Here is an 11,373-nt window from a genome sequence, read left to right as displayed (position 1 = left end):
CTCCGCGGCGGCCTCAAGGTCGCGGCCGTCAAGGCGCCGGGCTTCGGTGACCGCCGGAAGGCGATGCTCGAGGACATCGCGATCCTGACCAAGGGCCAGATGATCGCCGAGGACCTCGGCATCAAGCTCGAGAACGTGACGCTCCCCATGCTCGGCCGCGCCAAGCGCGTGCGCATCGAGAAGGAGAACACCACGATCATCGACGGCGTCGGCGAGAAGTCCGACATCGAGGGCCGCATCTCGCAGATCAAGGCGCAGATCGAGGAGACCACCTCGGACTACGACCGTGAGAAGCTGCAGGAGCGCCTGGCCAAGCTCGCGGGCGGCGTCGCGGTGATCCGCGTCGGCGGCGCGACCGAGGTCGAGGTGAAGGAGAAGAAGGACCGCGTCGACGACGCCCTCAACGCCACCCGCGCGGCGGTCGAGGAAGGCATCGTCCCGGGCGGCGGCACCGCGCTGCTGCGCGCCAAGAAGGCGGTCGCCGAGCTGAAGTCCGAGATCCCGGACGTGCAGGCCGGCATCAAGATCGTCCTGAAGGCGCTCGAGGCCCCGCTCCGCCAGATCGCCCAGAACGCGGGCGTGGAAGGCTCGATCGTGGTCGGCAAGATCACCGACAACACCTCCTCGGAGACCTTCGGCTTCAACGCCCAGACCGAAGAGTACGTCGACATGATCCAGGCCGGCATCGTCGACCCGGCCAAGGTGGTGCGCACCGCCCTGCAGGACGCGGCCTCGGTCGCCGGCCTGCTGGTGACCACCGAGGCGATGGTCGCCGACGCGCCGAAGAAGGACAGCCCTGCTCCGGCCATGCCGGGCGGCGGCATGGGCGGCATGGACTTCTAAGTCCGAGCCATCCGCTGAGACGAAGGAAGGGGGTCGCCGCGAGGCGGCCCCTTTTCTCTTGGCGCCGGCCTGCCGCGGTGGCCCGCGGGGCGCAGGCCGGTCAGAGGCCGCGACGCGACGCTTCGGCCGCGAGACGCGCCCGCACGGTGGCGATCAAGGATTGCCGGACGCGCTCCGTCGCCTGGAACGGGATATCGAAGTTCAGGCTGTGGTAGATCAGGGATCGGATGCTGTCCTGATCGGGATCGTCCGCGCTTGTCTGCATGAAGTCGAGGATCCAGGCATGGATCGCCGCGTGGTCGGACGTGTCGGGATCCGCGGCGAGGACCAAGTGGCCGCCGTGAATCCAGTCATCGCGCAGGGTTGCGGACACTTCGTCCGATGCAGGCATGACCTCACCTCGCGGCTCTGCCCGGCGCGGCCGGGACGATAGAGTTTTCGCGCGCGCCGATCACGTTCTCCACCAGCGACCTCGGAGCTTCGACGCCGCGTCACCTGTACGTCGGCGCCTCGCCCGGCCGCGATGTGGCGCGGCGGTCCGGGCGGTGGGCGATCAACAAAAAACGGGACGGCTCGCGCCGTCCCGTTCAGGGGCCTAATTATCGGCCAAGGAAGATCGAAGCCAGTCGCTGGAGCAGGCCCCGCGGTGCGGGCGGAGGCTCGCTCTGCCCAGGACCGTCCCCGATCTAAGCGTTGGCGGCGAAGGGGTGCTGCGCCGAGTTGCGCTGCTCGGTGACCGTCGAGGCCTTCGGCTCGCCGTTCACGGCGCGCTGGATCGACAGCTTGGTGGCCTCGTAGTTGTACTTCTGGATCTTGGCGTCGTCGGCCGCCTCCCAGTGGATGAACACGCCGACCAGGATGTACAGGTCGTCGGCCTCGTCCGCCGGGATGATGCCCTCGGCCACCGCGTCCTGCACGGCCTTGGCAACGCCGTGCTGGGCCGGGCCGAACATCTGGACGGCCTGACGGGCGTCGTTGATGGTGACCTTGTTGAACATCAGGGTGTTCGGCTTGCACGGCAGGTTCGGCGCGATGACCGCGAGCAGGCTGGTGAAGCCGTGCTTGTTGTTCACGAGGCCGTTGCAGAAAGCCGTCTCGGCCGGCGAACCGCGCGGTCCGATGATGAGGTCGATGTGGGCGACCTCGTTGCCGTCGCCGACGAGCGCTTCGCCGACCTGAACCTTGGTGATCTTCGCCATTCGGTGTCTCTCCCTGGATTCCGAAATAGAGCCGCGCGCCGGGCGGTGCCGCGGCCGGGAAGCCATCCTTGTTATCGGCGCCCGACCATGCCGGCCGAGCCGGTTGGGCCGAGCCGGTTGGGCCGGACAGCGCGGCGGACCCTACAGCGGGCCCCTGCGGCTCACAACCCGCGCAAGGCCCTGACACGAAGGAATTTCCATCCGCCCGGCGCTATGGACACCGGATCGTGCACGCGGCTCAGGCCAGCCGGGCGCCGGCGCCCGCGAGCGCGTCCCAGAACAGCGTCGCGACGGTGAAATCCGCGCTCGTGCCGGGATTGATCGACCGCGCCTTCAGCGACGCGTCGAGGGCCAGCAGCGCGTCGACTGGCCGCGCGGCGAGGTCGATCCCGGCGAGTGCCGCCTCGACGTCCCGGCGGACGCCCTCGGCCGCGGCCGCGCCGTGCTTGCGCGCGACGTGGCTGTCCGGGACGGCGCGCAGGAAGGCGAGGTGGATCGCGGTCGTGCACCAGGTCGGGTCGAGCCCGGCGGCGCGGGCCTCGCGCAGGGCCGCGAGCCCGATCGCCGGCACGTCCGCGAACCCCGTGACGTAGGCGCGGGCGATCCGGTCCCGGTTGGCGGCCTCCGCCATGGCGTCGCGCAGGGCGCCGGGCGCCGCCTCGGCGACGTCGTGCCGGGCGGCCTCGCCGAGGCCGCCCGGATTCGCGCGGCGGATCCCCGCGAAGACGGCCTCCGAATCCGCGCCGTCCAGCGTCTCGAGCACCGCCGCGACGGTCCGGTCCTCCTCGGCCGCGACCGCGAGCGGCGCGCAGAGCAGCAGGATGCCGAGATTGGTGTTCTGGCCCACCGCCGCCACGGTGGCGGCGACGCCGTCGCGGACCCGCGCCCCGACGCCCGCGCCCGGGCGGGCCAGGGGCGGGGCCGAAACGTCGGCGCTCGTGATGAAATCCGCCAGCACCATGCGGTGGCCGGGCGCGTAGGCGTGGACGTTGCCGGGCTTGAGGGCGTCGAGCTCCGCGAGGCAGGCCGCCCGGTAGAGCGTGCCGATCAGCGCCGCGTCGAGGCCGGCCCCGCTCATGCCACCACGAGCCGGGGGCGGCTGGCGCCGCGGGCCGCGGCGAGGAAGCCCCGCACCACCGCGGCGGCGATGTCGGCCTCGCAGACGGTCTGGAGCCCCGACCAGGCCGGCATGGAATTGACCTCGAGGACCGAGAACCCGCCCTCCCCGTCCTCGACGAGGTCGACGCCGGAATAGTCGACGCCGACCGCGGCGGCCGCCGCCTCGGCCAGCTCGGCGGCGGCGCGCGGCATCGCCCAGGGCAGCGGCCGGCCGCCCCGGTGGACGTTGGTGATCCAGCCGTCGCCCTCGCGGATCATGCCGGCGATCGCCCGTCCGTCGCAGACGAACACCCGGTAGTCGCGCCACAGGCCGTCCCGGCGCGGCACGTAGCGCTGGAGGTAGTAGACCCGGGCCACCGCCTCCTCGTCGGGCAGGTCCTCCGGGCGCTCGATCAGGGCGAGCCCCTCCCCCTGCGAGCCGAACAGCGGCTTCAGGACCAGCGGCGCGCCCGGCCGCGCCTCGGCGGCGACCAGGGCCGCGGCCGCCTCGCGCTTCGAGAACACCCAGGTCGCCGGGGTCGGCAGGCCGGCCCGGTCGATGAGCAGCGAGGTCGCCGCCTTGTCGACCGAGCGCTCGATCGCGGTCGGTGCGTTCCAGACGGTGACCCCCGCGGCGACCAGGGCGTGCAGCACGCCGAGCCGCATCGTCGTCGCCTCGAAGGTGCCGCCCGCGATGGTCCGCATCAGGACGCCGTCCGGCAGAGCGTCGGCGAAGCCCGGCACGCGCAGCGGCTCGCCGCCGCCCGTGACCACCGCCACGTCGGCGAGGGAGAACAGCACCGGCTCCACGCCGCTCGCGCGCAGGGCCGCGAGGAGGCGGTTCTTGTGCCAGGTGCCGTTATCGGCCGCGAGCCCGATGCGCATGGGGGTCCTGATGGGGTCCTGATCGTCACGGGGCCGCCCGCCTCCGGGGCGGCCCGAGGTTCTGTCGCTCGGTGGATCGGACTGGGGGCCCCGCCGCGCGGGAGGGGCGCCCCGCGTGCCCTCAGGCGAAGGACGCGTCGACCAGCGTCGGCTCCAGGCGGCCGCCGCGGTAGGTGGCGCCGGAGCGCACCGACGTGACGATCGCCTCGGCCGGCGAGAACAGGGCGCCGTCGATCTTGTAGAAGTCGCCGTTCACCCGCGCGAAGATGTCGGCGAAGGGCGCGCCGTGGTCGCTCGACGTCGTCGAGGGCAACTGCTCGGCGAGCTGCCTGGCGTCGGAATCGTCGGCGTCCACGAAGAGCTGGACCCGACCGCCGTAGATGATCGCGTCGTTGGTGCGGCCCATCGCCTTGATGAAGTCCGGGTGCGGCGGCGACAGCGGCGCCGAGCCGATCCCGTCCACGATGGCGTGCAGGTCGAAGCCGACCGTGTGGGCCTTGTGGAGGGCGACTTCCAGGACGCGGGCCACGACCTGCGTGGAGCCGGCGAGGCTCTGGGTCGGCGCGAAGATGAAGGTCAGGTCCTCGGGCTTGAGGCCGCAGGCCTCCGCGACCTTGGCGACGACGCTCTCGGGCGGGCCACCGGCCGCTTCCAGAACGAGGGCGGTCTTGGTGGCGGAATCGCGGAAGCCGAGTTCCTGGTACAGCTCCTCGACGGCCGCCACCGCGCGGCCCGGGCCCGAGCCGAGGGCGAAGAAGCCGGAATCCCCGGTCTCGTCCGCGAGGCTCCAGCCCGCGTACTGGCTGCCGAGGCAGGCGAGCACCGGGTCGGCGGAATGGACCGTCACCGAGTACGGCCAGGACGCGATCGGCCCGCTCGGCGCGATCGTGACGGTGCCGAGGCCGCCGAGGCAGATCTCGGCGATGCGCCGCCCGGCCTCGATCGAGCCCCGCGCCTGCGCGCCGGCATCGACCATGCGGGCGCCGCCGGCGGCCTGCGACACGGAGAGCCGCAGCGTCGCGGCGTCGGCCACGAGCCGCTCGACCAGGGGGCCGGAGAGCGCGTTGATGCTGGGATAGGACGGGCTGGCACTCATGACGGGGCTTCCTCGGGGTGTGTTTTCTTCGCCGCGCAGACGGCCCGCAGGTGTGCCGTCCGCGTTTCCAACAGGGCGAGCACCTCCGCCCGGTCCGCGCCTTCGGCCAGTACCGTGCAGAGCGGCGCGTCACGGCGGACCACCGAGCCGGGGCACGGGCGGTCGCGCACGCAGTCCGGCCAATCGAGGTCCGGCACAGGCGCAAGCTCACGGTCCGCGTAACAGATCTGCGCGGCCGCCGCACCCGCCGGATGCGGTCCGGTATCTGGCATCGTGCCGAGGCAGGCGGCGATGTGAGCGGCGAGGAGCGGCGTCGAGCGCTGGTCGAGGATGTCGAGCGTCGCGCCGGGCCTCGGGTTGATCTCGGTGAGCCACCAGTCGGTCCCGTCGACCAGCAGGTCGGCGCTGGCGAGGCCGCGCAGGCCGGTCGCGGCGACGATCCGCTCGGTCCCGGCGGCGACGGCCTCCACGACGTGGGCGGGGAGCGCCGGGGCTTCGCCGGCGCCGCGGGCCAGGGCCCCCGCGTAGCGGAACGGGCGGATCGGCGACGGTGCGCACCATTGCTCGGTGACCGCGAGGACACGGATCGTTCGGCCGTCGGCGAGGACGTTCAGAGCGTGGGGCTGCCCCGGCACGCGCGCCTGGAGATAGTGGCCCGCCGGCGCGGGCGACCGGGTGGCCGGCCGGATGTGGCTGCCGCCGGAACCCCCGATCCGCTTGACCAGCCAGCCCGCGGGGTCCGCCGGCGGCGCGGCCGCCACGGCCGGATGCGGCACGCCGAGGCGCGCGCACAGGGCCGCGAAGGCCACGGGATCCTTCAGGGCGGCGACGGTCCCGGCCGAGGCGCCGATGAGCCGGTGCCGCGCGGAGAGGCGCGCGATCAGGTCGGGGGCGTCCTCGAAGCCGCTGCCCAGGATCAGGCCGACCGGGGTCTCGGCCAGCGCCGCGAGGTCGTCGAGCGCCGCCAGGGTGGCGTCGGCGGCGGGGCCGGTGCCGAAGCGGCCCGGCAGTTGCCGGTAGGCCTCGGCCAGCGCGCGGGTGTCAGAATCGCCGAACAGGTCGGCGACGTAGGGCCGAAGCCCCGCGCGCCGCGCCGCCTCGGCCAGGGCGCGCCCGGCCTGCGCGGCGATCAGGACCGCGTCCGCCATCGGCATCCGGTCCGGGAGCGGCCTAGCCGGCGATCTCCACGGCGAGCTCGTAGGCGTCGCGGAAGTCGAGGCACAGCGGCGTGTCGGAGGCGAGCATCCGGTCGAACAGGCGCCGCTGCGTCTTGTACTTCACGTCGCCGACGGCCAGAGCGCCGATGCCGACCCCCTTGCCGGTGGGCAGCGCGACGTCCACCGCGTTGACGTCGATCCCCGCGATGCCGGCGGGCGGCACGGCGTTGACGTCGGACGCCACGAGCAGCTTCGGCGCGGATTTCAGATCCTCCGCGGTGAGGATCGGGATGCCCGCCGGGCCGGCCGAGAGGATGACGTCGGCGTCGCGGATGGCCGCGCGCCGGTCGTCGGGCGTCGTGCCGTCGACGGCGCCGACCTCGATGCCGAAGCGCCACTTCATCGTGAAGGCGATCTTCGAGACGCGCTCCTCGCCGTCGTGGCCGACCAGGACGGTGGTCGCGCCCTGAAGGGCGCCGATCACCGCGGCCACGTAGGCGACGACGCCCGCGCCGCCGAAGATCACAATGCGCTTGCCCTTGAGGTCGGTGCTGAACTTCTGCCGCAGGGCGCGGGAGACCTGCGCCACCATGGCGGCGCCGGTGGTGAACGAGCCCGCCGGGTCGGCGAACACGTGGTTCACGAAGGGCGGCACGAAGGCCTTCTTGGCGCGGTCGACCATGTCGAGGGCGTCCTCGGCGTTCTTGCCGCCGATGAAGATGCCCGTCCGCGTCCCGTCGGCCGGCGACCGCGAGAAGATCGAATCCTGCGTCAGGGTGACGACGTCGGCGAGGCTGACCTCCGCGTAGGTCACCACCGTCTCGAAGCCGGCATCCACGGCCATGTTCACGTCGAACGGGCTCATGTGCCGGAGCGGCGTCAGCATGTGGAGGATCGAGCGGGCCATGGAATCCTCGTGCGGCGCGCGAGAAGAGAGGCGCCTTCTCTCCGTCCAAACCCGGAGCGGCGCCCCGGGTCAAGCCCGGGGCGGCCGGCTCACGCCGGACCGGTTACCGAAGCGCCATCGTTTCGGCCCCGGGCGATGACGAACCGGAGGGGGCCGCCCCGGTCGAGGCCGGCCACCAGGGCGCGGGCCTCCGCCTCGGACGGGACCAGCGCGAAGCCGGTCGGCCCCCAGGAGGACTGGCCGTAGCCCGCGACGCCCCGCGCGGCGACGGCGGCGAGCGCCTCCGCCACCGCGGCGCTGGCGTAGCGGCCGCCCTGATGGGGCGCGAAATGGTCGCCGATCAGCGTCTGGATCCGGGTGATGCCCGCGCCGAAGCCCTGCGGCTCCGCCAGGGCGACGGCGGGCAGCACCTGCATCAGCGCGATCCGGCAGATCTCGGCAGCCTGGGCCTCGGGGAAGCGCGGCAGGTCGCGGAACGCCTCGACCTCGCGCGTCCCGTGCACGCCCGCCATGCTCGGATCGAGGATTAGGACGATCCGCCAGGCCTCGGGATAGGGCAGGCGCGCGATCACCGGCGGCGGCCCGCCATCCGCGCCGCGGCCGCCGTCGACGATCAGGCCGCCCTCGGTGAAAGCGCACAGGCCGACGCCGGACCGGTTGCCCCGGTCCAGGGTCGCCGCGAAGGCATCCGCCGCGAAGGGCTCGCCGTTGAGGCGCGCCATCGCGGCCGCCACCGCGAGGGCGAGCTGCGTGCCGGAGCCGAACCCGGCATGGGCCGGGATCACCCGCTCGACATCGATGGCGACGTCCCCGCCGCGCCCGAGATGGGCGGCGGCGGCCTCGACGTAGCCGCGCACCCGGTCGGATTCCGGGCCCGTGACGGTGGGCCGGGCGGCCCGCCGGGCGGTCAGGGCCAGGGACGGCGCGTCGATGGCCAGCCCGATGCTGCCGAAGCGCCGGCCGAGCCCGCCATGCAGGTCCAGGAAGCCGAAATGCAGCCGCGCCGGCGCCTCGACCCGCACGGTACCGTCCGCCGTCGCCTCGTTCCGTTCGGGGACCTCGCCCAACGCTCTTCCCTCGAATCCCGTCTCGAATCCCGCAGGTCCGGCCCCTGCGCGGCGCGCTTGTCACACGCGGCCCGGAACCGGGCAACGTGGACGCGCGCGGATCGTGCCCGCCGACGGCGCAGGACTGATCGATCGCGGAGAGCGCGCGCGGCGGTGAACCGATACCCGCGATTCACTTCCCGACGCGCATCGCCGCCGGACCCCCTTGCCGCGGTGCGCGGATGAAGGCAAACCTAGGCCCGCGACGGCGCGCCGAGTTTGCCGCCTGCCCGGACATGCCGGGCGGATGAGCCATTCCGATTCGGTGGGGAACCCTCGGGCTCGAGGGGCACCCGCTTCGTCCGGTCTTACGGCCGTCGCCCGCTCCGAAACCAAGCAAGAACGTTGCGAGAGGGAGCATGGCAGCCTGGGTGAAGGGTGGCGCGACGGACGCGGGCACCGCCATCGAGGCGGCCGCATCCCTCCTCGCCAAAGCGCGCGCGCCGGTGATCGCCGGCCTCAGCGCCGACGTGGCCGCGATCCGCGCGGCCTACGATCTCGCGGGGCGCATCGGCGCCTCCGTCGACACCGCCGGCGCGGCCGGCACCTATGCGGACCTCGGGGCGCTGAGCCGGGTCGGGGCGCTGACCTCGACGCCCGCCGAGGCCGTCGGGCGCGCCGACGTGGTGCTGGTGGTCGGCGCCGCCCCCTGGCAGGCGCCGCTCCTGAAGCGCCTCGTCGACGGCAAGCCCGGCCGCGGTCGCGCCGCCGGGTCGGACCGCACCCTGCTGGCCGTCGGTGCCAACGCCACCGCGTCCCTGTCCTGGCCGGCCGAGGGCGGGCTGACCGAGGCGGTCGGCGTGCTGCGCGCCCACGCCCGCGGCCACCTCGCCGGCGATGATCTCCCCGGCCAGATCACCGCGCAGCTCGCCGCCGCGCAGTACGGAATCCTCCTCTACGACGCCGCCGAACTCGGCGAGGTCGGCATCGAGATGCTCCAGGGCCTCGCCATGGAGCTCAGCGAGACGACGCGCTGCTTCACCCTCGCGGTCGGCGGCACCGGTCAGGACCGGGCGGTGGTGCCGGTCTCGGCCTGGCTCACCGGGCAGGCGCCGCGCAGCGGCTTCGGGCGCCGCGTGCCCGAGCACGATCCCTGGCGCTTCGACGCCGCCCGGCAGGTCGCCGCCGGCGAGGTCGACGCCGTTCTCTGGCTCGGCGCCGTCCCGGTGTCGCGCCCGGACTGGCTGTCGAACGTCCCCTCCGTCGCGCTGATCGCGGACGGTGAGGCCGGAGCCGCCGAGGTGGTGATCGCGGTCGGCCAGCCCGGCCGCGACCACGGCGGCGTGTTGTGGAACGAGCAGCGCGCCGCGCTGACCTTCTGGCCGGCCTCGGCGCCGTCGGATCTGCCGTCGGCCGCGTCGGTGCTGGGCGCCCTGAAGGAGCGCCTGGTCACGGGCCCGGCCGCGTCGAGGAGTGAACCCGCATGCTGAGCGTGATCCGGGGCGGGCGCGTCGTCGATCCGACCGCGTCCCGCGATTCCGTGGGCGACGTCTGGATCGAGGACGGCCGCGTCGTCGATCCGCCGGGCCGCGAGCCCGACGCCGTGATCGACGCCGCGGGCTGCGTGGTGATGGCGGGCGGCGTCGAGGTGCACTCGCACATCGCCGGCGGCAACGTGATCACCTCGCGGCTGCTCCTGCCCGACCTCTACGTCAGCGAGGCGGCGCCCGACGGCCATCCCTTCGCCCACGCGGGCGGGGCGGCGGCCTGGATCGGCTCGACCTACGCGCGGATGGGCTACACCACGGCCGTCGAGCCGGCGATGCCGCCGACCCACGCGCTGGGCACGCAGCTCGAGCTCGCCGACATCCCGCTGCTCGACCGCGGCGCCCTGACCGTGATGGGCAACGACGACCAGCTCCTGCAGCTCCTGCGCGAGGGCCAGGGCGGCAACGCCGTGCGCGACCTCGTCGCCCTGTCGGTCGCCCAGTCGCGCGGCCTCGGGGTCAAGTGCATCAACGCGGGCGGCGCCTCCGCCTTCAAGGACGGGGCCCTGCGCCTCTCCCTCGACGACGAGATCCCCTGCTACGGGCTCTCGACCCGGCAGATCATGGGCTCGCTCCTCGACGCGGTCGAGGAGATCGGCGTGCCGCACCCGCTGCACGTCCACTGCAACAACCTCGGCCTGCCCGGGGCCGACGACAGCTTCATGGCGACGCTCGACGCGGCGGAGGGACGGCGCATCCACTTCGCCCACGCGCAGTTCTACGCCTACGGGGCGGTCGACCCGGCCAATCCCGGCACCGGCGGCTTCCGCTCGGCCGCCGAGCGGATCGCGCAGGCGATCACCGACAACCCGAACGCCACCCTCGATATCGGGCAGGTCGTGTTCGGCCAGACCGTGACGGTGTCCCTCGACATCCTCCGCCAGTTCGCCGGCCGGAAGGGCGCCAAGCCAAAGAAGTGGGTCCTCAACGCGGGCGACGCCGAGGGCGGCGGGGTGGTGCCGTTCCTGTACCGGCCCCGGGGCCCGACCAGCTCGCTGCAATGGGCGATCGGCCTGGAGATCATGCTGCTCTCCACCGACCCGGAGCGGACGATCCTGACCACCGACCACCCGAACGGCGGCCCGTTCACCCAGTATCCCCGCATCATCCACCTGCTGATGGACAAGTCGGAGCGCGACCGCGAGATCGCGACGCTGCCGAGCGTGGTCGGCGAGCGGTCGAGCCTCCCCGGGCTGGAGCGCGAGTACACGCTCTCGGAGATCGCGCAGCTGACCCGGTCCGGACCGGCGAAGCTCCTCGGCCTCGCCGACCGCGGCCACCTGCGGGCCGGCGCCCGGGCCGACGTCGCCGTCTACCGCGACGACGCGAACCGCACCGCGATGTTCACCGCCGCCAAGCTCGTCCTCAAGGACGGCGTGCCGATCGTCGAGGACGGCGAGGTCGTGGAGTGGCGCGCCGGCCGCACGCTGTCGCTGACCGTCGAGTCCGACAAGGCCATGGCGAAGCGCGCCGACACCTACCTCACGGAGCGGTTCGGCGAGGGCCTCGACAGCTTCGCCGTGCCCGACGCGGCCTTCGGCGAGGGCCGGGAGAACTTCGAGGCGGTGCCATGCCGGGCGTGATCAGCGGGGCGA

11 protein-coding genes are annotated in these 11,373 nt (G+C 73.5%); 3 read left to right on the top strand and 8 right to left on the bottom strand.

Going from position 1 to position 11,373, the window contains the following annotated elements:
* Positions 1-843: chaperonin GroEL (groEL, locus tag ACQKQD_RS27495; RefSeq protein ID WP_427510122.1), on the top strand; the 843-nt coding region annotated here is incomplete at its 5' end.
* A gap of 100 nt (positions 844-943) precedes the next feature.
* Here groEL and ACQKQD_RS27490 read toward each other — a convergent pair.
* The 8 genes from ACQKQD_RS27490 to ACQKQD_RS27455 all read right to left on the bottom strand — a co-directional run bounded on the left by ACQKQD_RS27490 (position 944) and on the right by ACQKQD_RS27455 (position 8,252).
* Positions 944-1,234, bottom strand: coding sequence for a hypothetical protein (locus ACQKQD_RS27490; RefSeq protein ID WP_244491748.1), 291 nt, complete (start codon positions 1,232-1,234; stop codon positions 944-946).
* 295 nt (positions 1,235-1,529) lie between these two features.
* The gene (gene fae, locus ACQKQD_RS27485; protein ID WP_012317540.1) at positions 1,530-2,042 is read right to left on the bottom strand and encodes a 5,6,7,8-tetrahydromethanopterin hydro-lyase; all 513 of its coding nucleotides are present in this window, start codon (positions 2,040-2,042) and stop codon (positions 1,530-1,532) included.
* 238 nt (positions 2,043-2,280) lie between these two features.
* Complete coding sequence (locus ACQKQD_RS27480) at positions 2,281-3,120, bottom strand: triphosphoribosyl-dephospho-CoA synthase (protein WP_427510121.1); 840 nt, start codon at positions 3,118-3,120, stop codon at positions 2,281-2,283.
* Positions 3,117-4,025 (bottom strand): ATP-grasp domain-containing protein, encoded by a 909-nt coding sequence (locus tag ACQKQD_RS27475; RefSeq protein ID WP_020091842.1) that lies wholly within the window; start codon positions 4,023-4,025, stop codon positions 3,117-3,119. The genes ACQKQD_RS27480 and ACQKQD_RS27475 overlap by 4 nt, the downstream gene beginning before the upstream one ends.
* A 121-nt stretch (positions 4,026-4,146) precedes the next feature.
* Positions 4,147-5,121, bottom strand: a complete 975-nt coding sequence (gene mch / locus ACQKQD_RS27470; protein WP_427510120.1) for a methenyltetrahydromethanopterin cyclohydrolase — start codon at positions 5,119-5,121, stop codon at positions 4,147-4,149.
* Positions 5,118-6,269, bottom strand: a complete 1,152-nt coding sequence (locus ACQKQD_RS27465; protein WP_091678334.1) for an ATP-grasp domain-containing protein — start codon at positions 6,267-6,269, stop codon at positions 5,118-5,120. The genes mch and ACQKQD_RS27465 overlap by 4 nt, the downstream gene beginning before the upstream one ends.
* 22 nt (positions 6,270-6,291) lie before the next feature.
* The gene (locus tag ACQKQD_RS27460) at positions 6,292-7,185 is read right to left on the bottom strand and encodes an NAD(P)-dependent methylenetetrahydromethanopterin dehydrogenase (protein WP_427510119.1); all 894 of its coding nucleotides are present in this window, start codon (positions 7,183-7,185) and stop codon (positions 6,292-6,294) included.
* Positions 7,186-7,274: 89 nt separating this feature from the next.
* Positions 7,275-8,252: a beta-ribofuranosylaminobenzene 5'-phosphate synthase family protein gene (locus tag ACQKQD_RS27455; protein WP_427510118.1), complete on the bottom strand. Its 978-nt coding sequence runs from the start codon at positions 8,250-8,252 to the stop codon at positions 7,275-7,277.
* A 398-nt stretch (positions 8,253-8,650) separates the two neighbouring features.
* On the opposite strand from ACQKQD_RS27455, the gene ACQKQD_RS27450 reads away from it, so the two are divergent.
* Both ACQKQD_RS27450 and ACQKQD_RS27445 read left to right on the top strand, forming a co-directional pair.
* The gene (locus ACQKQD_RS27450; RefSeq protein WP_427510117.1) at positions 8,651-9,721 is read left to right on the top strand and encodes a formyltransferase; all 1,071 of its coding nucleotides are present in this window, start codon (positions 8,651-8,653) and stop codon (positions 9,719-9,721) included.
* Positions 9,715-11,361, top strand: a complete 1,647-nt coding sequence (locus tag ACQKQD_RS27445) for a formylmethanofuran dehydrogenase subunit A (RefSeq protein ID WP_427510116.1) — start codon at positions 9,715-9,717, stop codon at positions 11,359-11,361. The genes ACQKQD_RS27450 and ACQKQD_RS27445 overlap by 7 nt, the downstream gene beginning before the upstream one ends.
* The last annotated feature ends 12 nt before the right edge of the window (positions 11,362-11,373 follow it).

Origin of the sequence: Methylobacterium sp. NPDC080182, assembly GCF_050281105.1 — a bacterium.
Taxonomy (GTDB): Bacteria; Pseudomonadota; Alphaproteobacteria; order Rhizobiales; family Beijerinckiaceae; genus Methylobacterium.
Note: the sequence above shows the minus strand (reverse complement) of the source record. Positions and strands in the feature narration are given on the sequence as shown.

Bases quoted from the DNA above. Each gene is read 5' to 3' on its own strand.
- ACQKQD_RS27490 (WP_244491748.1), bottom strand. From the start codon at position 1,234: ATGCCTGCATCGGACGAAGTGTCCGCAACCCTGCGCGATGACTGGATT.
- fae (WP_012317540.1), bottom strand. From the start codon at position 2,042: ATGGCGAAGATCACCAAGGTTCAGGTCGGCGAAGCGCTCGTCGGCGAC.
- mch (WP_427510120.1), bottom strand. From the start codon at position 5,121: ATGAGTGCCAGCCCGTCCTATCCCAGCATCAACGCGCTCTCCGGCCCC.
- ACQKQD_RS27450 (WP_427510117.1), top strand. From the start codon at position 8,651: ATGGCAGCCTGGGTGAAGGGTGGCGCGACGGACGCGGGCACCGCCATC.
- ACQKQD_RS27460 (WP_427510119.1), bottom strand. From the start codon at position 7,185: ATGGCCCGCTCGATCCTCCACATGCTGACGCCGCTCCGGCACATGAGC.
- ACQKQD_RS27480 (WP_427510121.1), bottom strand. From the start codon at position 3,120: ATGAGCGGGGCCGGCCTCGACGCGGCGCTGATCGGCACGCTCTACCGG.
- ACQKQD_RS27465 (WP_091678334.1), bottom strand. From the start codon at position 6,269: ATGGCGGACGCGGTCCTGATCGCCGCGCAGGCCGGGCGCGCCCTGGCC.
- ACQKQD_RS27475 (WP_020091842.1), bottom strand. From the start codon at position 4,025: ATGCGCATCGGGCTCGCGGCCGATAACGGCACCTGGCACAAGAACCGC.
- ACQKQD_RS27445 (WP_427510116.1), top strand. From the start codon at position 9,715: ATGCTGAGCGTGATCCGGGGCGGGCGCGTCGTCGATCCGACCGCGTCC.